Source organism: Oxalicibacterium flavum (genome assembly GCF_014635065.1).
Lineage (GTDB): Bacteria > Pseudomonadota > Gammaproteobacteria > Burkholderiales > Burkholderiaceae_D > Oxalicibacterium > Oxalicibacterium flavum.
Window position 1 is genome coordinate 39,413 of sequence record NZ_BMCG01000001.1, and the last position, 18,277, is coordinate 57,689.

The 18,277-nt window shown below is 63.0% G+C and carries 21 protein-coding genes and 1 tRNA gene; 14 read left to right on the forward strand and 8 right to left on the reverse strand.

Translation table 11 applies throughout. The features are described from left to right. Positions 1-13 precede the first annotated feature (13 nt). From cysD to cobA, 3 genes are read left to right on the forward strand one after another with little or no spacing between them, the layout of a single operon-like run. Positions 14-949, forward strand: coding sequence for a sulfate adenylyltransferase subunit CysD (gene cysD, locus IEV38_RS00200; protein WP_188394166.1), 936 nt, complete (start codon positions 14-16; stop codon positions 947-949). After that, the gene (locus tag IEV38_RS00205; protein WP_188394167.1) at positions 949-2,268 is read left to right on the forward strand and encodes a sulfate adenylyltransferase subunit 1; all 1,320 of its coding nucleotides are present in this window, start codon (positions 949-951) and stop codon (positions 2,266-2,268) included. The genes cysD and IEV38_RS00205 overlap by 1 nt, the downstream gene beginning before the upstream one ends. 20 nt (positions 2,269-2,288) lie before the next feature. Continuing rightward, positions 2,289-3,029 (forward strand): uroporphyrinogen-III C-methyltransferase, encoded by a 741-nt coding sequence (cobA, locus tag IEV38_RS00210; RefSeq protein ID WP_188394168.1) that lies wholly within the window; start codon positions 2,289-2,291, stop codon positions 3,027-3,029. A 1-nt stretch (position 3,030) separates the two neighbouring features. Here cobA and IEV38_RS00215 read toward each other — a convergent pair whose 3' ends face one another. Genes IEV38_RS00215 through lptF form a run of 3 tightly spaced genes read right to left on the reverse strand, consistent with a single transcriptional unit; the run spans position 3,031 to position 5,677 of the window. Continuing rightward, positions 3,031-3,402, reverse strand: coding sequence for a sirohydrochlorin chelatase (locus IEV38_RS00215; RefSeq protein WP_188394169.1), 372 nt, complete (start codon positions 3,400-3,402; stop codon positions 3,031-3,033). Then, a complete protein-coding gene (gene lptG, locus IEV38_RS00220) occupies positions 3,402-4,550 on the reverse strand; it encodes an LPS export ABC transporter permease LptG (RefSeq protein WP_188394170.1) in 1,149 nt (382 codons plus the stop codon). Before lptG ends, IEV38_RS00215 begins: the two co-directional genes overlap by 1 nt. Then, the gene (gene lptF, locus IEV38_RS00225) at positions 4,547-5,677 is read right to left on the reverse strand and encodes an LPS export ABC transporter permease LptF (protein WP_188394171.1); all 1,131 of its coding nucleotides are present in this window, start codon (positions 5,675-5,677) and stop codon (positions 4,547-4,549) included. Before lptF ends, lptG begins: the two co-directional genes overlap by 4 nt. A gap of 40 nt (positions 5,678-5,717) precedes the next feature. On the opposite strand from lptF, the gene IEV38_RS00230 reads away from it, so the two are divergent. From IEV38_RS00230 to IEV38_RS00280, 11 genes are all read left to right on the forward strand, one after another. Further along, positions 5,718-7,235, forward strand: a complete 1,518-nt coding sequence (locus IEV38_RS00230) for a leucyl aminopeptidase (protein ID WP_188394172.1) — start codon at positions 5,718-5,720, stop codon at positions 7,233-7,235. Positions 7,236-7,338: 103 nt separating this feature from the next. Next, positions 7,339-8,088 carry an SDR family NAD(P)-dependent oxidoreductase gene (locus IEV38_RS00235; protein WP_188394173.1) on the forward strand — a complete coding sequence of 250 codons (750 nt, stop codon included), beginning with the start codon at positions 7,339-7,341 and terminating at the stop codon, positions 8,086-8,088. A gap of 68 nt (positions 8,089-8,156) precedes the next feature. Beyond that, positions 8,157-8,594 carry a tol-pal system-associated acyl-CoA thioesterase gene (gene ybgC, locus IEV38_RS00240; RefSeq protein WP_188394174.1) on the forward strand — a complete coding sequence of 146 codons (438 nt, stop codon included), beginning with the start codon at positions 8,157-8,159 and terminating at the stop codon, positions 8,592-8,594. A 103-nt stretch (positions 8,595-8,697) separates the two neighbouring features. After that, complete coding sequence (gene tolQ / locus IEV38_RS00245; protein ID WP_188394175.1) at positions 8,698-9,375, forward strand: protein TolQ; 678 nt, start codon at positions 8,698-8,700, stop codon at positions 9,373-9,375. Between the two features lie 12 nt (positions 9,376-9,387). Beyond that, a complete protein-coding gene (locus IEV38_RS00250) occupies positions 9,388-9,825 on the forward strand; it encodes an ExbD/TolR family protein (protein WP_188394176.1) in 438 nt (145 codons plus the stop codon). A 10-nt stretch (positions 9,826-9,835) separates the two neighbouring features. Then, positions 9,836-10,735 (forward strand): energy transducer TonB, encoded by a 900-nt coding sequence (locus tag IEV38_RS00255; protein ID WP_188394177.1) that lies wholly within the window; start codon positions 9,836-9,838, stop codon positions 10,733-10,735. A 5-nt stretch (positions 10,736-10,740) separates the two neighbouring features. Further along, entirely contained in the window at positions 10,741-12,024 is a 1,284-nt protein-coding gene (gene tolB / locus IEV38_RS00260; RefSeq protein ID WP_188394178.1) for a Tol-Pal system beta propeller repeat protein TolB, read from the forward strand. Positions 12,025-12,077: 53 nt separating this feature from the next. Further along, on the forward strand, positions 12,078-12,584 hold the full coding sequence (pal, locus tag IEV38_RS00265; RefSeq protein WP_188394179.1) for a peptidoglycan-associated lipoprotein Pal: 507 nt from the start codon (positions 12,078-12,080) through the stop codon (positions 12,582-12,584). 39 nt (positions 12,585-12,623) lie between these two features. Beyond that, complete coding sequence (gene ybgF / locus IEV38_RS00270; protein WP_229728476.1) at positions 12,624-13,328, forward strand: tol-pal system protein YbgF; 705 nt, start codon at positions 12,624-12,626, stop codon at positions 13,326-13,328. Positions 13,329-13,517: 189 nt separating this feature from the next. Next, positions 13,518-13,593, forward strand: a tRNA-Lys gene (locus IEV38_RS00275). Positions 13,594-13,743: 150 nt separating this feature from the next. After that, positions 13,744-14,013 (forward strand): hypothetical protein, encoded by a 270-nt coding sequence (locus IEV38_RS00280; RefSeq protein ID WP_188394181.1) that lies wholly within the window; start codon positions 13,744-13,746, stop codon positions 14,011-14,013. Between the two features lie 40 nt (positions 14,014-14,053). On the opposite strand, the gene IEV38_RS00285 is transcribed toward IEV38_RS00280, so the two are convergent. The 5 genes from IEV38_RS00285 to IEV38_RS00305 all read right to left on the reverse strand — a co-directional run bounded on the left by IEV38_RS00285 (position 14,054) and on the right by IEV38_RS00305 (position 18,267). Beyond that, entirely contained in the window at positions 14,054-14,392 is a 339-nt protein-coding gene (locus IEV38_RS00285) for a PilZ domain-containing protein (RefSeq protein WP_188394182.1), read from the reverse strand. Positions 14,393-14,521: 129 nt separating this feature from the next. Next, positions 14,522-15,394: an ABC transporter permease gene (locus IEV38_RS00290; RefSeq protein ID WP_188394183.1), complete on the reverse strand. Its 873-nt coding sequence runs from the start codon at positions 15,392-15,394 to the stop codon at positions 14,522-14,524. Beyond that, the gene (locus tag IEV38_RS00295; RefSeq protein ID WP_188394760.1) at positions 15,391-16,257 is read right to left on the reverse strand and encodes an ABC transporter ATP-binding protein; all 867 of its coding nucleotides are present in this window, start codon (positions 16,255-16,257) and stop codon (positions 15,391-15,393) included. Before IEV38_RS00295 ends, IEV38_RS00290 begins: the two co-directional genes overlap by 4 nt. Before the next feature lie 34 nt (positions 16,258-16,291). Beyond that, a complete protein-coding gene (locus tag IEV38_RS00300; protein WP_188394184.1) occupies positions 16,292-17,296 on the reverse strand; it encodes an ABC transporter substrate-binding protein in 1,005 nt (334 codons plus the stop codon). A gap of 53 nt (positions 17,297-17,349) precedes the next feature. Then, positions 17,350-18,267 carry a TauD/TfdA dioxygenase family protein gene (locus tag IEV38_RS00305; RefSeq protein WP_188394185.1) on the reverse strand — a complete coding sequence of 306 codons (918 nt, stop codon included), beginning with the start codon at positions 18,265-18,267 and terminating at the stop codon, positions 17,350-17,352. Positions 18,268-18,277 lie beyond the last annotated feature (10 nt).

An 18,277-nucleotide genomic window follows, 5' to 3' on the forward strand; every position in this document is an offset into this window, starting at 1 on the left:
GTTCGAGAACGCCATGAATACAGCAGTTGACAAACTTTTCCTCGATGCCGCTCACAACCGCCATCTGGACTGGCTGGAATCGGAAGCCATCCACATCATGCGCGAGGTCGCGGCCGAATGCACGAATCCCGCCCTGCTGTTCTCGGGCGGCAAGGATTCGGTGGTGCTGCTGCGCATCGCCGAGAAGGCCTTCCGTCCCGGCAAGTTCCCGTTCCCGCTGGTGCACATCGACACCGGCCACAACTTCGACGAAGTGATCCAGTTCCGCGACAAGCGCGTGGCCGAACTCGGCGAGCGCCTGATCGTCGGCCACGTCGAGGATTCGATCAAGCGAGGCACCGTGCGCCTGCGCAATCCGCAGACCGATTCGCGCAATGCCGCGCAAGCCGTAACACTGCTGGAAACCATCGCCGAACACCAGTTCGACGCCTGCATCGGCGGCGCGCGCCGCGATGAGGAAAAGGCCCGCGCCAAGGAACGCATCTTCTCGTTCCGCGACGAATTCGGCCAGTGGAACCCGAAGGCGCAGCGCCCGGAACTCTGGGACCTCTACAACACCCGCGTGCATCCGGGCGAGAACATACGCGTGTTCCCGATCTCGAACTGGACCGAGCTCGACGTCTGGCAGTACATCGCCCGCGAGAAACTCGAACTGCCGTCGATCTACTTTGCGCACCAGCGCGAGGTGATTCCGCGCAACGGCCTGCTGGTGCCGCTGACGCCGCTGACGCCGGCCAGGGAAGGCGAAGCGGTGGAAACGCAGACGGTCCGCTTCCGTACCGTCGGCGACATCTCGTGCACCTGCCCGGTGTCGTCGGACGCCGCCAGCGTCGAGGCCATCATCGCCGAGACCGCCGTCACCCAGATCACCGAGCGCGGCGCCACGCGCATGGACGACCAGACTTCCGAAGCATCGATGGAAAAACGTAAAAAAGAAGGATATTTCTGATGAGTGCCCAATTGAACGTTGCCGTGGCTGACAGCCAATCGACCGAGCGTGGCCTGCTGCGCTTCATCACCGCCGGCTCCGTCGATGACGGCAAGAGCACGCTGATCGGCCGCCTGCTGTTCGACAGCAAGGGCATCTTCGCCGACCAGCTGGCCGCCGTCTCGCGCTCCAGGCACAAGCGCACGGTCGGCGACACCATCGACCTGTCGCTGCTGACCGACGGCCTCGAGGCCGAACGCGAACAGGGCATCACGATCGACGTCGCCTACCGCTACTTCGCCACGCCCAAGCGCAAGTTCATCATCGCCGACACGCCGGGCCACGAGCAATACACGCGCAACATGGTGACCGGCGCCTCGACCGCCGACGCCGTCATCATCCTGATCGACGTCTCGAAGGTGAAGCTCAACGACGACGGCAGCGTCGATCTGCTGATCCAGACCAAGCGCCACTCGACGATCGCGCACCTGCTGCAGATCGAGCACGTGATCGTCGCCGTCAACAAGATGGATCTGGTTGACTACGACCAGACCGTCTATGACCGCATCGTCGCCGCCTATTCCGAATTTGCCGCCACGCTGGGGCTGAAGGACATCCATCCGATCCCGCTGTCGGCGTTGGCCGGCGACAACGTGGTGGTCGGCAGCGAGAAAATGAACTGGTACACCGGTCCGACGCTGATCGAACTGCTGGAATCGCTGTCCGTGCACGACGAATCGCACGACGTGCCGTTCCGCTTCCCGGTACAGCTGGTGGCGCGCCACAACGGTCACGAAGCCAACGATTTCCGCGGCTACATGGGCCGCATCGAAGCCGGCAAGATCGCCAGGGGCGACCGGATCGTGGTGCAGCCAGGCGGCCAGGAAGCGACCGTCAAGGACATCCAGACCTTCGACGGCTCGCTGGCGGAAGCCGTGGCCGGTCAGTCGGTCACGCTGCTGCTCGACGAATATGTCGATATCTCGCGCGGCGATACATTGTCGGAAGCCGCGCGTCCCGCCACGCTGCTCAAGACGGTCCTGGCCGACATCTGCTGGCTGTCGGAAGAACCGCTGGATCTGCGCCGCAAGTACTGGCTCAAGCACACCACGCGCCAGGTCGCAGCGCGCGTCACCAGGATCGAGTCGCTGCTCGACATCAACACGCAGCAACGGCATGCGGCCGACGAGGTCAAGCTCAACGGCATCGCCACCGTCTCGATCAACGTGCAGCAGCCGCTGGCGGCCGACGCCTACGATGCCAGCCGCTCGACCGGCTCCTTCATCCTGATCGACGAAGTCACGCATCAGACCGTTGCGGCCGGCATGATCCGTCTGTAAGCAGCACGCGGGGCAAGTCCATGTCGCAGTCGACGCCGCGCTACGGCAAGGTCTATCTGGTCGGCGCCGGCCCCGGCGCCGCCGATCTGATCACCGTACGCGGCGCGCGCATCCTGGCACAGGCCGATGTCGTTTTGCACGACGCGCTGGTCACCGAAGACCTGCTGGCGCTGGCGCCGCAGGCCGAGAAGATTTCGGTCGGCAAGCGCAGCGGCCAGCGCTCCACCGCCCAGCTCGCGATCAACCAGTTGCTGGTTGACTGCGCGGCACACCACCGCACGGTGGTGCGATTGAAAGGCGGCGACCCCATGCTGTTCGGCCGTGCCGACGAAGAGTTGCAGACGCTCGAAGCGCACGGCATCGCCGTCGAGATCGTGCCCGGCATCACCACCGCCTTCGCGGCTGCTGCCGCCACGCAGCAGCCGCTAACCAAGCGCGGTGTCGCGCGCAGCGTGGCCTTCTTCACTTCCGCCACCGCGCCGCAGCACGCCGACGAACTCGCGATGCCCGACAGCGACACGCTGATCCAGTACATGGGCGGACGCGAAGCGATTGCCACCGCAAAGAAACTCATCGCCCAGGGCCGTTCGCTCGAGCTGCCGGTCGTCATCGTGGAAAACTGCAGCCTGCCCGATCAGACGGTCACGCGCATGCGCCTGCGCGACCTCGAACACGGATTGGGAGAACGTCAGGGACCGGTGCTGGTGATGATCGGCGACGCCATGGCAGCGCGCGACACAACGGACAAGAAAGAAGATTGAGTCAGGACAGCGTGCGCAGGCAGTAGGCAGCCATCGCATCGAGCACGCTGGCATCCTCACCGACCGCGCCGGCAATGCGAAAACCCATCTGCGGATAGACCTGCCGGAGCTCCTCGACGATCCCCGGCAGATCGCGCATCACATGCCCGCCCTGCCCCAGGAACACCGGCACCACGGTGATGTCGCTGACGCCCTGCTGTGCCAGCTGCTCCGCCAGTTCCGGCAGGCGCGGCGACATCAGTTCCAGGAACCCCAGCACTACCGTCACGTCCGGCGACTGCCGCTGTATCAGGTCCTGCAATCGCTGGAAAGGCTCGGCCCAGCGCGGATCGCGCGCGCCATGCGCAAACAGCACGAGCGCGCGCGTCGCCATCAGTGCCGCTCCACCCACAACAGCGCCGCGACCGCCGCCAGCATGAACAGTGCGCTCGGCAGGATCGCGGTGGCAAATGCCGGCCAGGTATTGAGCAGGCCCAGATGCGCGAACAGGCTGTTGATGAGCTGGAAACTCACGCCGATCATGATGCCGGTGAAGATCTTGAGGCTCACGCCGCCCGAACGGAAATGCAGATAGGCGAACGGCAGCGCCAGCGCCATCATCACGAACACCGCGAACGGATAGACGATCTTCTTCCACAACGCGATCTCGTAGCGTGCCGTCTCGCGATTGTTCTCCGCCAGATATTGCGTATAGCTCATCAGATCGAGTGCCGACATCTGCTCGGGTTCGGCAAAGCCGACCGACAGGATTTCCGGCGTCACCTCGGAAATCAAGGGGCGCGACTTGAACGCCACGGTAGAAATCGCATTGGTCAGGTCGCTGGCGCTGGTGGCGCCGCGCAGATCGGTTTCGCCAAAGCGCGCTTCCGAACCGTCATGCAGCGTCCACTGGTTGCCGCCCTGGTAGTCGGCGCGCCTGGCCGTGATCAGCGAGGTCAGGTGAAAGTTGCTGTTGAATTCATAGATTTTCAGCCCTTCGAGATCGCCATTCGGCCGCACCGTGCGCACGTTGAGAAAGCGCGTGCCGACCGCCGTGCCGGTCACGCCTTCGGAACGAATCGTATCCTTGGTCCACAGGCCCGAACGGAATTCCGACGACAGCGTCTGTCCCTGGCTCAACATCTTGGTACGATCGGCCATGACCGAGGTATGCGGCACCACGAATTCGCCGAACAGAAAGGTGACCAGCGCGAACACCAGCCCGATCCGGACCAGCATGCCGCCCGCCATCGCGGTGGACATGCTGGAGGCGCGCATGATGGTGAATTCCGAGCGCGCCGCGAATTGCGACAGCGCCCAGATGCTGCCGATCAGCGCCGCGATCGGCATCAGCTCATACACATAGCCGGGCAGCCCGAGGGCGACATAGATCAGGGCCTTCTGCAGCGTGTAGCCGCCGTGGCCAATCGACTTCAGCTCGGCCACCAGATCGAAGAAGGCGAACAGCGCGAGGAAGGCAATCAGCACGAACAGCACCGAACGGCCGATTTCGCGCGCAAAGTATTTCTGCAGGACCTTCATGCCGCCGCCTTCCTGCCGATCAGGCAGCGCTTGAATCGTGCCCACAGCACCAGCGGATGCCAGGCGCTGTTGACCTTGAGGCGCCACATGAAGAATGCGGCGATGACGAGGATGGCGACCAGGTGCACCGGCCACCAAGCCATCATGAAACTGCTGCGCTGCTGCACCACGGTCGCCTGCATGAAGCTCAGCATGTTGCTGTAGAAGACGAACAGGAACAGCGCGATCAGCAGGTTGGCCGAGCGGCCGCCGCGCGGATTGACGAAGCCGAGCGGAATCGCCAGCAGCATCAGCAGGATGCCCATCAGCGGCAGAGAAACACGCCACACCAGTTCGCCATCATTGAAGTTGTTGCGGTTCTGCAGCAGTTCGTGAGTAGGCAACGCACGCGCCGAGGAATCGCCGGTCACCGCCGCCGACTCGCGACCGACCAGTACGCCGTAGCGGTCAAACTCCATTAGCTGAAAATCCGACTGCGTCGGCACGCCGTCGTAGCGGCGCCCCTGGTGCATGACGAGGAACTTGTCGCCGTTCTTGTCGATCTCGACCGTGCCTTCCTTGGCGACCACCACGCTGTTGGTGCCGTTGCGCATGCTGCTGACGAAGACGTTCTTGACGCGCGTCGAATCGCCGGTCACGCCTTCGACGAAGAACACGCGGTCGGCCGACGACGATTCCTGGAACTTGCCGGGCGAAACGCGCGCGATGTCCTCGCGGTTGGCGTAGCGCTCCTTGTAGATCGCGCTCTGCTGGTTGGACCATGGCGTCAGGAACAGGCTCAGCAAGGCGGTCATGGTCACGATCGGCAGACCGAACATCAGTACCGGCCTGATCCAGCGCGACAGGCTCAGCCCGGAGGCGAACCACACCACCATTTCCGAATCCTGGTAGCTGCGCGTGACGACCAGCAGCACCGCGACGAAGCCGGTGAGGTTGAGGATGATGGGAAGATAGTTGAGTGCCGAAAACCCGATCAGGGCCAGCACGTCGGAAGACGCGACCTTGCCTCCCGCCGCCTGCCCCAGGATACGAATCAGCATGACCGTGATCGTAATGGTGAAAAGGGTAGTGAAGACGGCGCCAGCGGTACCAAGCAAATCGCGTCGAAGCGCGCGCTGAAAAATCATCGGAGGGCTATAATCGTGGATCGACAAGGAGAGCAAACGCATGGACTTTAGCATAAAACCACTGGACGCAAAAAACGGGTTCGCCACTCTCAAAACGGGCTGCATCGCAGTCGGCGTCTTCGATGACAAGACCCTGTCCGCGCCGGCGCGCGCGCTGGATGCCAAGGGCGAAATCCTGGCTGCACTGAAGTCCGGCGACATCACCGGCAAGCCCGGTTCCACTCTCCTGCTGCGCGGCGTGGCCGGCGTTGCCGCCGAGCGCGTGCTGCTGGTCGGCCTCGGCAAGTCCGGCACCGTTTCCGAGAAGGATTTCCTGTCGGCGCTGCAGGCCGGCGCGCGCGCCTTCACCTCGCTCGGCGCGGCCGATGCCGTGGTCGCGCTGCCGCTGGACGTCGTCGCCGGCCGTGACGCCACCTGGGCGATCGGCAGCTTCATCCTCGCCGCACGCGACGGCGCCTACCGTTCCGACACGCTCAAGAGCAAGAAGGAACCGGCCGCTGCCGGCGTGCGCAAGATCGCCTTCGCGCTGGATGCCAAGCTTGCCGCCGCGGGCCGCGAGGCGATCGCGCAGGCCGTCGCCATCGCCAACGGCATCGACCTGACCAAGGAACTCGGCAACCTGCCGGCCAACGTCTGCACCCCGACCTATCTCGCCAATACGGCCAGAAAGATGGCGCGCGAATTCAAGCTGACGGCCGAGATCCTCGACCGCAAGCAGTTGCAGGCACTCAAGATGGGCAGCTTCCTGTCGGTCACCAACGGCAGCGTCGAACCACCCAAGTTCATCGTGCTCAAGCACGGCGGCGGCAAGGCCAAGGACGCGCCGGTCGTGCTGGTCGGCAAGGGCATCACCTTCGACTCCGGCGGCATCTCGATCAAGCCGGGTGCGGCGATGGACGAGATGAAGTACGACATGGGCGGCGCCGCTGCGGTGCTCGGCACCATGCGCGCGATTGCCGAAATGAAGCTGCCGCTGAACGTCATCGTCGTCATCCCGAGCTGCGAGAACATGCCGTCGGGCAGCGCCACCAAGCCGGGCGACATCGTGACGTCCATGTCCGGTCAGACCATCGAGGTGCTCAACACCGACGCCGAAGGCCGTCTGGTCCTGTGCGACGCGCTGACCTACGTCGAGCGCTTCAAGCCGGCCGTGGTGGTTGACGCCGCCACCCTGACCGGCGCCTGCATCACCGCGCTCGGCCATCACAATTCCGGCCTGTTCACGCGCGACGACGACGCCCACAATGCGCTGGCCGACGAACTGCTGGCCGCCGGCAAGGCCGCCGGCGATACCGCCTGGCGCATGCCGATCGACGACCGTTACCAGGAACAGCTGAAGTCCAACTTCGCCGACATCGCCAACATCGGCGGCCCGGCGGGCGGCAGCGTGACGGCAGCCTGCTTCCTCGAACGCTTCACGCGCAAATACACCTGGGCTCACCTCGACATCGCCGGCACCGCATGGAAGAGCGGTGCCGCCAAGGGCTCGACCGGCCGCCCGGTGCCGCTGCTGACGACTTTCCTGATCGGCCGCGCACGCGCAGGCAAGGCGAAGTAAACAGAGGATAGGGCCGCGGCATACGCGGTCCGCAGGCTGCCGTTCGCGTGCATGCGCGCGAACGGCAGCCCGTCCATTTCGTCATTCACAAGCAGGGGTTCTCATGATCGTCTTCGTCACCGGCGCCACATCAGGGTTCGGCGCGGCCATCGCGCGCAAGTTCGCTCTCAACGGCCACAAGGTCATTGCGACCGGCCGCCGCAAGGAACGGCTGGATGCACTGGCGCACGAGATCGGCGGGCAGCTGCTACCGATCGAGATGGACGTCACCAGCAAGGAATCGATCCAGTCCGCGCTCGACTCCCTGCCGGCCGACTGGAAGGAAATCGACGTGCTCGTCAACAACGCCGGCCTGGCGCTCGGCGTGGCGCCCGCCCATGAAGCCTCGCTCGAACAGTGGGAAACCATGATCGCGACCAACTGCCAGGGCCTGGTGACGGTCACCCGCCTGATCCTGCCCGACATGGTCAAACGCGACCGCGGCACCGTCATCAACATCAGTTCGAGCGCCGGTGCCTATGCGTATCCGGGCGCCAACGTCTATGGCGCCAGCAAGGCCTTCGTCGATCAATTCTCGAAGAACCTGCGCGCCGACCTTGCCGGCACCAATGTGCGCGCCTCGAATATCGCTCCCGGGCTGGCCGGCGGCACCGAGTTTTCCAATGTGCGCCTCCAGGACGACGCGGCAGCGGCAAAGGTCTATGAAGGCACGACCCCGCTCTCCGCCGAGGACATCGCCGAGACCGCCTGGTGGATCGCCACGCTGCCGGCGCACGTCAACATCAACCATGTGGAAATCATGCCGACCTGCCAGGGCTTCGGGCCGCTCGCGATCAAGCGCAAGCCGGTCTGAGTCAACCGTTGCCAGGCCGGCATCGTTTATGATGCCGGTCTGTCCTTCTGTCGAATCCTGAATCGTTCATGCCACATTTCACCTGGACCATCCGCGTCTATTACGAGGACACCGACGCCGGCGGCGTCGTGTTCTATGCCAACTATCTGAAATTCTTCGAGCGCGCGCGCACCGAATGGCTGCGCGCGGCCGGCGTCAACCAGTCGCTGATGACCGATACCCATGGCCTGGTGTTCGTGGTCAAGAGCACGGCGCTCGACTATCACGCGCCGGCACGGCTCGACAATGAACTGAAACTGACTGTCGTAGTCGAAAAGCTGGGCCGCGCCTCGGTACAGTTCGTGCAGGAGGCGTGGCGCGTGGTGCAGGACGCCAATGGCGACCAGCAAGAGGAACTGCTGGCGACCGGCCGCATCAAGGTCGGCTGCGTCGATATGCAGCGTTTTCGTCCGGCCGAGATTCCGCAGGAAGTACTGGCCTGCATCAGGGAGCGCAAGGCAGAATGAAACCACGATGAATCAAGGGTTTCCGCCGAAAAATCGTCGGAAAAGCCCTGTCTGCAACGCGTTGCGCATACAATTATTCGAATCGACATAAATCCGAGCTTCCATGACCGTCACTCAAGATCTCTCCTTCCTCCATCTCATCAGCAACGCATCGCTCCTGGTTCAGCTCGTCATGCTGCTGCTGGCCGGCGTCTCGGTCATGAGCTGGACCTACATCTTCCGCAAGCGCTTCACCATCAAGAGCGCGCAGGCACAGACCGAGGAATTCGAACGCGCCTTCTGGTCGGGCGGCGACCTCAATACGCTCTATGCCGACGCCACCTCGAACCGCCGTAAGAACTCGACCGGCGCGCTGGAACGCATCTTCGAAGCCGGCATGAGCGAATTCAACAAGCTGCGTTCGTCGGGCGACATCAACAGCCGCATCGACGGCTCGCGCCGCGCCATGCGCGCCGCCTACCAGCGCGAGATGGATGCGCTCGAATCGCACCTCGCCTTCCTCGCCTCGGTCGGTTCGGTCTCGCCCTACGTCGGCCTGTTCGGCACGGTCTGGGGCATCATGAACGCCTTCCGCGGACTGGCCAACGTGCAGCAGGCGACGCTGGCGGCGGTCGCGCCCGGCATTGCCGAGGCGCTGATCGCGACCGCCATCGGCCTGTTCGCCGCGATCCCGGCGGTGGTGGCCTACAACCGCTACTCGCACGATATCGACCGTCTTTCGATCCGCTTCGAATCCTTCGTCGAGGAATTCTCGAACATCCTGCAACGCCAGGCGCGATAAGGAAGCACCGCAATGTCATTTTCAGGAAGCATGCGCGGCGGGCGCAACCGCAAGTTCAAGTCGGAAATCAACGTCGTTCCCTACATCGACGTCATGCTGGTGCTGCTGATCATCTTCATGGCAGCCGCACCGATGCAGCCACCGAGCGAGATCGAACTGCCGAACGCGGCGCGCTCGACGCAGCCGCCGAGCGAATACATCCGCGTCGATCTCAAGCCGGACGCCTCGGCCACGCTGACCATCAACGGCCGCAAGGACGGCTCGGTGCCGCGCGAGGATGCGGCCAACCGCAACGAGATGGCGCAGAAGCTCGGCGCCATGCACGACGCCCATCCGGGGTTGCCGGTCATGATCGCGGCCGACAAGGAAATCAAGTACGACGAGGTGATCCAGGCCATCTCGGAAGCGAAGAAGGCGGGGATCGATCGCGTCGGCCTCGCCACGAGGTAAATCAGGTTCCATGACAGATCACACGCCTTACACCGTTCCCAAGGAACCCGGCGGCATTCGCGCCGTGGTCCTTGCCGTCGCCGTCCACATCGCCCTGCTCGCCTTCTTCTGGATCGGGATCGACTGGCAGAGCGAAACCCCGGTCGCCGTCAAGGCCGAAATCTGGGACATGCAGGCGCGCGAAGCCGCGCCCGTGGCACCGCCGCCCGAGCCGCAACCGCAGCCCAAGCCGGAGCCCGAACCCAAGCCGGTCGTGAAGGAAGAACCGAAACCCGATCCGGAACCGCCGAAACCCAAGGTCGATATTGCGCTCGAGCAGGAGAAGAAGCGCAAGGAAGAGGAACGCAAGCAGAAACTCGCCCAGCAGGAAAAAGAGAAGAAGGAAAAACTCGAGAAGGAAAAGGCCGAGGAAAACCGCAAGAAGCTGGCCGAAGAAAAGAAAAAGCAGGAAGAAGCCGACAAGAAGAAGCTTGACCAGCAGAAGGCCGAGGCCGACAAGAAACGCAAGCAGCAGGAAGCCGCCGAGCAGAAGCGTCGTGACGAGGCACGCGCCGAGGAAATGCGCCGCCTGACCGGCGCCATCGGCAGCGGCGGCACCGGCCAGGCCGAGAAATCGACCGGCAGCGGCCGCGCCGACGCCAGCTACCTGCAAAAGATCGGCGCCCGCATCCGCTCCAACACGGTATTCAACGTGCCGGATGGACTGGCGGGGAATCCTGCGGCGGAATTCGATGTCGAACTGCTGCCCGACGGTTCGCTACGCGGGGTAAGGCTGCGTAAATCGTCCGGCCTGGCCGGCTTCGACGAGGCAGTCAAGCGCGCCATCGAACGTTCGCAGCCCTTCCCGGCCGATGACACGGGCAAGGTTCCAGGCCGTTTCACTGTCGTTCACAAACCCAAAGACCAGTAAATACAATGATCAAAACCAACATCTATCACGCGTTCCTGCGTACGTTCGCCATCATTGCACTGTTCGTTGCCGGCGTTGCGCATGCGCAACTGCGGGTCGAGATCGCCGGCGTCGGCGCCAACCAGATCCCGGTCGCGATCGCCGCCTTCGGCAACGAATCCATCGCCCCGCACCGCGTCAGCGAGATCATCAAGGCCGACCTGACGCGCAGCGGCTACTTCAAGATCATCGATACCGGCAGCGTACTGACCGAGAATTCGCAGGTCGATCTGGCCGAATGGAAGTCGCGCGGCGCCGATGCGCTGGTGGTCGGCAGCGTGGAGAAGCTGGCCGACGGCCGCTTCGACGTCAAATACCGCCTGTTCGACACGGTGAAGGCAGCGCAGCTGTCGTCGCTGGCGCTGGCCGCCAACCCGAACTTCATCCGCGTCTCGGCCCACAAGGTGGCCGACGACATCTTCGAGAAGCTGACCGGCATCCCGGGCGCCTTCGCCACCCGCATCGCCTACGTGACCAAGGCCGGCAAGGAATACCGACTCGAGATCGCCGATTCGGACGGCCAGGGCAACCAGATCGCGCTGCGCTCCAACGAACCGATCATTTCGCCATCCTGGTCGCCGGACGGCACCAAGGTCGCCTATGTTTCCTTCGAGAACCGCAAGCCCGTCATCTACGTGCAGGACCTGGTCACCCGCCAGCGCAGCGTGGCCGCCAACTACAAGGGCAGCAACTCGGCCCCGGCCTGGTCGCCTGACGGCCGACGCCTGGCGGTGGCGCTCTCGCGCGACGGCCTGACCCAGATCTACATCGTCAATACCGACGGCACCGGCCTGCGCCGCCTCAGCAATTCGGGCGGCATCGACACCGAGCCGCAGTTCTCGGCCGACGGCCAGTCGATCTATTTCACCAGCGACCGCAGCGGCGGCCCGCAAATTTACCGCATGAGTGTCAACGGCGGTGAAGCCCGCCGCGTTACCTTCGGCGGCAGCTACAACATCAGCCCGAGGGTCTCGTCCGACGGCAAATCCCTGGCTTTCATCTCGCGCCGCGAGGGAAAATTCCAGCTTTACATCCAGGATTTGACAAATGGTCAGGAACAACGGCTGTCAGACACCGTCAAAGACGAGTCGCCCAGCTTTTCGCCCAATGGCAAGTATCTGATGTATGCCACGGAATCCGGCCGGCGCGGTACCTTGGCAGTGGTTTCTGTCGATGGTCGCGTCAAGCAGAGCTTGAGCACGCAGGCAGGCGATATTCGCGAGCCTACGTGGGGACCGTTCATGAAATAATGGCTGCCGTTTCTTGACATCAACGCTTTAATAAACTTAAGGGGAATAAAAATATGCGCACACTCTCAACCGTTCTGATCCTGTCCAGCGCCATGCTTCTGGCAGCCTGCTCCTCGACCAAGCTCGACGACAAGGCTCCCGTGGAAGACCGCAGCAGCGCCGGCGCCGCCGACCCACGCTCGGTCGGTACCGTCGATGCCTCCCGCGATCCGCTCAACGATCCACAAGGCGTGCTGGCAAAACGCAGCGTGTATTTTGATTACGACAGCTATGTCGTCAAACCCGATTATCAGCAAGTTGTCGAGAATCACGCGCGCTACCTGAAGGCCAACCCGAACCGCAAGGTCATCATCCAGGGCAACACCGATGAACGCGGCGGCGCCGAATACAACCTGGCACTCGGCCAGAAACGCGCCGAAGCCGTTCGCCGTTCGCTGACCCTGCTGGGCGTGTCGGATTCGCAGCTCGAAGCCGTCTCGCTGGGCAAGGAAAAGCCGAAGGCACAAGGCAGCGATGAAGCCGCATGGGCAGAAAACCGCCGTGCCGACATCGTTTATTAATCAGTCCGCATGATTAAGAAAACGCTTGCTGCGGCCTTCATGGCCGCATTTTCTTTGGGGTCGCTGCCGGCACACGCCCAGTTGTTCGGCGGCGACAATGAAGCGCGCCGCGCCATTCTCGACCTGCGCACCAAGGTCGATAACCTGCAGCAATCCAAGGCCGAATCGTCCGCCCTGCTCAACCTGCAGAACCAGAACGAGGAACTGCGCCAGCAGGTCAATCGCCTGAACGGCCAGATCGAGGTCCTGCAGAACGAACTGTCCAATGCGCAGCAGCGGCAGAAGGATCTGTATGTCGATCTCGACAACCGCCTGCGCAAGCTCGAACCGCAGCAGGTCCAGGTTGACGGTCAGGATGCAATGGTGCAGCAGTCCGAACAGCGCAGCTACGACGAGGCGCTCGCGCAATTCCGCAATGGCGACTACAAGGGCGCGGCGGCATCGTTCAATGCCTTCGTCCAGCGTTATCCGGAATCGGCCTACGCGCCTTCGGCCCAGTACTGGATCGGCAACGCCCTGTATGCCCAACGCGACTACCGCAATGCGATCGCCGCCCAACAGGCACTGATCAAGAAGTATCCGGACAATCCGAAAGCGGCCGACGCGCTGCTGAACATCGCCAGTTCGTACAACGAACTGAAGGATCGTGCGGCAGCCAAGAAGACGCTGGAATCGCTGGTGGCGAAATACCCGAACACGCCTTCCGCGCAAACTGCGCGCGAGCGCCTGGCCAATTTCAAATAGCGAAAGCCGTTTGCCCGCCACACAAAAATCGCCTCATCACGAGGCGATTTTTTATTCCGGCAGCGACGTGAAATCGGCATGGCACAACGCATGCCGCCCTGCCGATAAAACAATCAGGAAAATTTAATAGAAAAAAGCACGAGCATGATTGACACCATGCAAAAGTCTTCTCTATAATAGCGTTCTTTCGGGTCGTTAGCTCAGTTGGTAGAGCAGCGGACTTTTAATCCGTTGGTCGCTGGTTCGAGCCCAGCACGGCCTACCACGAATAAGCAAGGGTTCAGATCATAAGTCTGAACCCTTTGTCTTTTCCGGCACGCATTTCTTGCCTCTACCACTCCTTCGTTGGCATTCGCCTGCGAATCATTGTCCGTCGCCATGGTCTGACAAGAACCTGCAGCCATCGGAGACCATCATGCCATCCACTGAAGAATCCGCACGCGGAGCATCCGCGCGCTTCGGCGCCGATCTCAAGCAACGTTTCGAGGAAATGGTGACGTGGGCGATCGACAACCAACCGCAAGCGCAGCGTCCGCTGTCGCGCGCCGATTTCGATGCCGCGCGCCAGCAGATCGGGCAGATCGCCGAAGGCCGCAGCGACATCGGCGAGCGCAACGCGGCAGTGCCCGAACCATCGGAGAACGGCCCGCAATACGTCAACGTGAATCCGGCGCCCTGGCCTTGAATGGCGATAGCACTGGCTACCACCGTACTTCGCACCGTAATCAGGTCAGATGCGCCATCACGCCGGCCAGACGCTGACCATGCGCGGCATCATCCGCCACCTCGAAGCGCACCCGGTAACCGGCCGGTCCCTGCCGGATGCACCAGACCACGCGTCCCTCGAACTCCAGCTGCGTGGTTCTGCAGTTGATCGTCGTATTGAAGATCAGTCTGGCCGATGCGCCGGCAGGAAGCGGCACATCGAGCATCAGATTCAGGTCGTGCTGCGAGATGTCGATGGTCCGCCCTTCTTCACTCACGCCTCCCGCATGCAGCAATACCCGACGCTGAAAGAATTTTCTTTCCGCGCCATGCGATGAGGTAAAGCTGGAAATAGGCATGCAGGATTCTCCGATTCAACACGCGCCATCACCTACCGTGCGCGATAGGCTCATCTTACGAAGCCAGGCGCAAAACCAAACGAATCTTTTCCGATATCCATATAACCGACGTGCCGGTACATCGCGCCTTCAGCGCTGCATGCCCCAGCGCCGGATCGTCACGCGTTCCAGCGTGCGGAACACGACGTTCTCGACCTGCAGGCCGATCAGGATCACCATCGCCAGCCCGGCAAAGACCTTGTCGGTATAGAGCTCGTTGCGGTTCTGGAACACGTACCAGCCCAGCCCGCCCTTGCCGGAGGAGGCGCCGAACACCAGCTCGGCTGCGATCAGCGTACGCCATGCAAATGCCCAACCGATCTTGAGGCCGGACAGGATCGCCGGCAGCGCCGCCGGCACCAGGATCTGCAACACGTAGCGCAAGCCGCGCAGGCCGTAGTTGCGGCCCGACATGCGCAGCGTCTCCGGCACACCCTGGAATCCTGCATAGGTATTCAGCGCGAGCGGCCACAGCACCGAATGCACGAGCACGAACACCAGGCTGCCGCTGCCGATGCCGAACCACAGCAGTGCAAGCGGCAGCAAGGCGATCGCCGGCAGCGGATTGAACATTGCGGTCAGCACGTCGAGCAGATCGCGGCCCAGCCGCGTCGAGACTGCCGCCGCCGTCAACAGGAAGGCGCACAGCACGCCACCGGCATAACCCTGCAGCAGTATTCGCAGCGAGATCACCACCTTCTCGATCAGCTCGCCGCTCGCCAGCCCTTCCACCAGCGCACGCGCGGTCGCGGTAAAGGTGGGAAACAACAGATCGTTGTCCTGCCAGCGCGCCGCGGCTTCCCACAGCACGGCGAGCAGCAGCAGAATCGCGCCCTTGCGCACCCAGTCCTGCGTCCACAGGCGCGCCAACAGCGGCAGTCGCCGTTCTATCGGCATTGCCGTGAACGGTTCGAGGCGCTGTTCGTATTCGGGCCGCAGCGGCGGTTGCAATGGCGCGTTCATGCCGCCTCCGCCTGCTGCGCTTCTTCCTCGAACAGCATGCGATGGATGCGCTGCACGTCGGCCTGGAAGGCCGCGCTGCCGATGCTGGCGGCATCTGCGCTGCTGTTGATCTCGGCACGCATGCGCCCCGGATGCGGCGACAGCATGGCGATCCGGTTGCCGACCAGCAGCGCTTCCTCGATCGAATGCGTGACGAACAGCAGCGTGAAGCGCACCTCGTCCCACAGCTGCAGCAGTTCCTCCTGCATCTTGCGGCGCGTCAGCGCATCGAGCGCAGCAAACGGTTCGTCCATCAGCAGCACGCGCGGCTGCATCGCCAGTGCCCTGGCGATCGCGACGCGCTGCTTCATGCCGCCGGAAAGCTGATGCGGATGAACGTCGGCAAATTTCGCCAGGCCGACCTTGTCCAGATAATGCAGCGCGCGTTCGCTCGCCTCCCTGCGGCCCAGCGTGCGCGAGGCCAGCAAGGGAAACATGACGTTCTCGCGCACCGTCTTCCACGGTGGCAGCTGGTCGAATTCCTGGAACACGACGATGCGATCCGGTCCCGGTGCCGTGACGACACGGCCGTCCAGCCTGATCTGTCCTTCCGCCGGCTCGATGAAGCCACCGACCGCCTTCAGCAGTGTCGATTTGCCGCATCCCGACGGTCCCAGCAGAACGAAACGGTCCGCCTCGTGGACATCGAAGCTGACGCGATGCGTGGCACGCACCACGCGCTGATGGGTACGGTATTCGAGGCTGACATTGTCGACCTGAAGCAGCGGCACCGAAGAAACAGCGGGCAACGCGTCATGCCGCTCCCGCGGGCCACTGCGGTCCTGTGCCAGCCCGTTGCGCAACACCGCGCCGGATGCCGCCATCAGACGCGACGATGCAAAGATCGATGCCGCCATCTCAGCTGCCCGGCTGCGCATAGGCTTCCTCGAAGAAGTAATCCTTCCACGATGCCGCCTTGTTCTTCAGCACGCCCAGCTTGTGCAGTTCGTCCGCATAGACGAAGGTGCGATGTGGCGAGACGGTGAAATCGTTTTCCGGGTCCTCGACGATCTTGCGCACGAGTTCGGGCGACAGCTTGGATTTCTGCACGCGGATGAAGGTCTCGGCCGCCTTGTCCTTGTTGGCCTTGATGAACTGCGCGGCTTCCACCAGTGCCGCATAGAAGGCCTTGTAGGTCTTCGGGTTCTCGTCGTGGAATTTCTGCGTGGTGTAGAGGACGTTGAAGGTCGCCGGGCCGCCGAGGATGTCGTAGGAGCTGATCACCTTGTGCACGTCCTTGTTGCCGGCCAGTGCCTGGTAGTAGAACGGCGCGCTCGAAAAATGCGCGTTGATCTCCGAGCCGCCCGCGATCAGCGCAGTCGTCGCATCCGGATGCGGCAGGCTGACCGAGATCTTGTCGAAGCGCTTGAAGTCGTCCTTGCCGAACACGCGCGCGGTTTCGATCTGCAGCGTGCGCGACTGGAAGCCGACGCCGGCCGCCGGTACCGCGATGCGGTCCTTGTCGCTGAAATCCTTCAGCGTCTTGACGGCCGGATTGTTCGACAGCAGGTAGTTGGGCAGCGAACCGAGCGCCGCCACCGCCTTCACATTCTGCCTGCCGCGCGTGCGGTCCCACATGGTCAGCATCGGCGGCACGCCGGCCGACACCACGTCGAGCGCGCCGGCCAGCAGCGCCTCGTTCATCGCGGTAGCGCCCGAAATACTGGCCCAGTCAACCTTGATGTCCAGGCCCTGCTGCCTGCCGTGCTTCTCGATCAGTTCCTGATCGCGCACCACGTCGAGGATGAGATAGCCGATGCCGAACTGCTGGGCGATGCTGATGCGGCCTTCCGCCTGAGCCAGGCCGGTGAAAAGAAGCGAACCGACGGCAAGACCGGCAGCGAACAGTTTATGGATACGCATGATGTAAGGAGTCTCCTGATGTATTGCTGGAAAAATGAAATGAGGTTGGCGTCTCAGAACGGCAGGTCGCCCTCGATCGTGGTGCGATAGAGCTTGCGGCGCAGGTGATCGGGGCAGCCGGCCGCCAGGTGCATCAGCGAGCGGTTGTCCCAGAAGATCATGTCGTGCGGCTGCCAGCGATGGCGATAGACGTGTTCCGGCCGCACGCTGTGCGCGAACAGCTGCGCCAGCAGGTCGCGACTTTCGTCCTCGGGCAGGCCGTCGATACGCGTGGTGAAATGCTCGCTGACGAACAGCGCCTTGCGGCCGGTTTCCGGATGGGTGCGCACCACCGGCTGCAATACCGGTTTGACATGCGCGATCTGCTCGGCGCTCAGATTGGGACGCCACGGATTGCGGCGCTGCAGCTCGGCATACTGCGCGAGATAGCTGTGCTCGGCCTTCAGGTGCGCGACCGTCTTCTGCAGCTCCGGAGCAAGCGTCTCCCACGCCAGGTGCATGTTGGCGAAAAGCGTATCGCCGCCTTCTTCCGGCAGTTCCTGTGCGTGCAGCATGGAACCGAGGCTGGGCTTGTCAACGTAAGACAGATCGGAATGCCAGAAATGGCCGGCATCGCCGAGACCGATCGGCTTCCCGTCTTCGCGGATGTTGGAGATGATCAGGATTTCCGGATGGCCCGGCAGCTGGAACTGGTTCAGCACATGGATCTGCAAGGGACCGAAACGCCGGCTGAAGGCGATCTGCTGTTCCGGCGTGATGCGCTGGTCGCGGAACACCAGCAGATGGTGATCGAGATGGGCACGATGGATGCGTGCAAACTCGTCATCGGCCACCTCGCGCGACAGGTCGAGACCCGTGATCTCGGCGCCGAGCGGGGCGTCGAAGGCGCGAATCCCGATGACTGGCGCATGGCCGTTTGCAGGGCTCGAGCGCGTCGAGGAACGCGTGAATGAAGGCGATATTGCAGACATGGATGCAATC

Excerpts from the sequence above, each read along its gene's own strand:
- cysD (WP_188394166.1), top strand. The coding sequence starts at position 14 with ATGAATACAGCAGTTGACAAACTTTTCCTCGATGCCGCTCACAACCGC.
- IEV38_RS00205 (WP_188394167.1), top strand. The coding sequence starts at position 949 with ATGAGTGCCCAATTGAACGTTGCCGTGGCTGACAGCCAATCGACCGAG.
- cobA (WP_188394168.1), top strand. The coding sequence starts at position 2,289 with ATGTCGCAGTCGACGCCGCGCTACGGCAAGGTCTATCTGGTCGGCGCC.
- IEV38_RS00215 (WP_188394169.1), bottom strand. The coding sequence starts at position 3,402 with ATGGCGACGCGCGCGCTCGTGCTGTTTGCGCATGGCGCGCGCGATCCG.
- lptG (WP_188394170.1), bottom strand. The coding sequence starts at position 4,550 with ATGAAGGTCCTGCAGAAATACTTTGCGCGCGAAATCGGCCGTTCGGTG.
- lptF (WP_188394171.1), bottom strand. The coding sequence starts at position 5,677 with ATGATTTTTCAGCGCGCGCTTCGACGCGATTTGCTTGGTACCGCTGGC.
- IEV38_RS00230 (WP_188394172.1), top strand. The coding sequence starts at position 5,718 with ATGGACTTTAGCATAAAACCACTGGACGCAAAAAACGGGTTCGCCACT.
- IEV38_RS00235 (WP_188394173.1), top strand. The coding sequence starts at position 7,339 with ATGATCGTCTTCGTCACCGGCGCCACATCAGGGTTCGGCGCGGCCATC.
- ybgC (WP_188394174.1), top strand. The coding sequence starts at position 8,157 with ATGCCACATTTCACCTGGACCATCCGCGTCTATTACGAGGACACCGAC.
- tolQ (WP_188394175.1), top strand. The coding sequence starts at position 8,698 with ATGACCGTCACTCAAGATCTCTCCTTCCTCCATCTCATCAGCAACGCA.
- IEV38_RS00250 (WP_188394176.1), top strand. The coding sequence starts at position 9,388 with ATGTCATTTTCAGGAAGCATGCGCGGCGGGCGCAACCGCAAGTTCAAG.
- IEV38_RS00255 (WP_188394177.1), top strand. The coding sequence starts at position 9,836 with ATGACAGATCACACGCCTTACACCGTTCCCAAGGAACCCGGCGGCATT.
- tolB (WP_188394178.1), top strand. The coding sequence starts at position 10,741 with ATGATCAAAACCAACATCTATCACGCGTTCCTGCGTACGTTCGCCATC.
- pal (WP_188394179.1), top strand. The coding sequence starts at position 12,078 with ATGCGCACACTCTCAACCGTTCTGATCCTGTCCAGCGCCATGCTTCTG.
- ybgF (WP_229728476.1), top strand. The coding sequence starts at position 12,624 with ATGGCCGCATTTTCTTTGGGGTCGCTGCCGGCACACGCCCAGTTGTTC.
- IEV38_RS00280 (WP_188394181.1), top strand. The coding sequence starts at position 13,744 with ATGCCATCCACTGAAGAATCCGCACGCGGAGCATCCGCGCGCTTCGGC.
- IEV38_RS00285 (WP_188394182.1), bottom strand. The coding sequence starts at position 14,392 with ATGCCTATTTCCAGCTTTACCTCATCGCATGGCGCGGAAAGAAAATTC.
- IEV38_RS00290 (WP_188394183.1), bottom strand. The coding sequence starts at position 15,394 with ATGAACGCGCCATTGCAACCGCCGCTGCGGCCCGAATACGAACAGCGC.
- IEV38_RS00295 (WP_188394760.1), bottom strand. The coding sequence starts at position 16,257 with ATGGCGGCATCCGGCGCGGTGTTGCGCAACGGGCTGGCACAGGACCGC.
- IEV38_RS00300 (WP_188394184.1), bottom strand. The coding sequence starts at position 17,296 with ATGCGTATCCATAAACTGTTCGCTGCCGGTCTTGCCGTCGGTTCGCTT.
- IEV38_RS00305 (WP_188394185.1), bottom strand. The coding sequence starts at position 18,267 with ATGTCTGCAATATCGCCTTCATTCACGCGTTCCTCGACGCGCTCGAGC.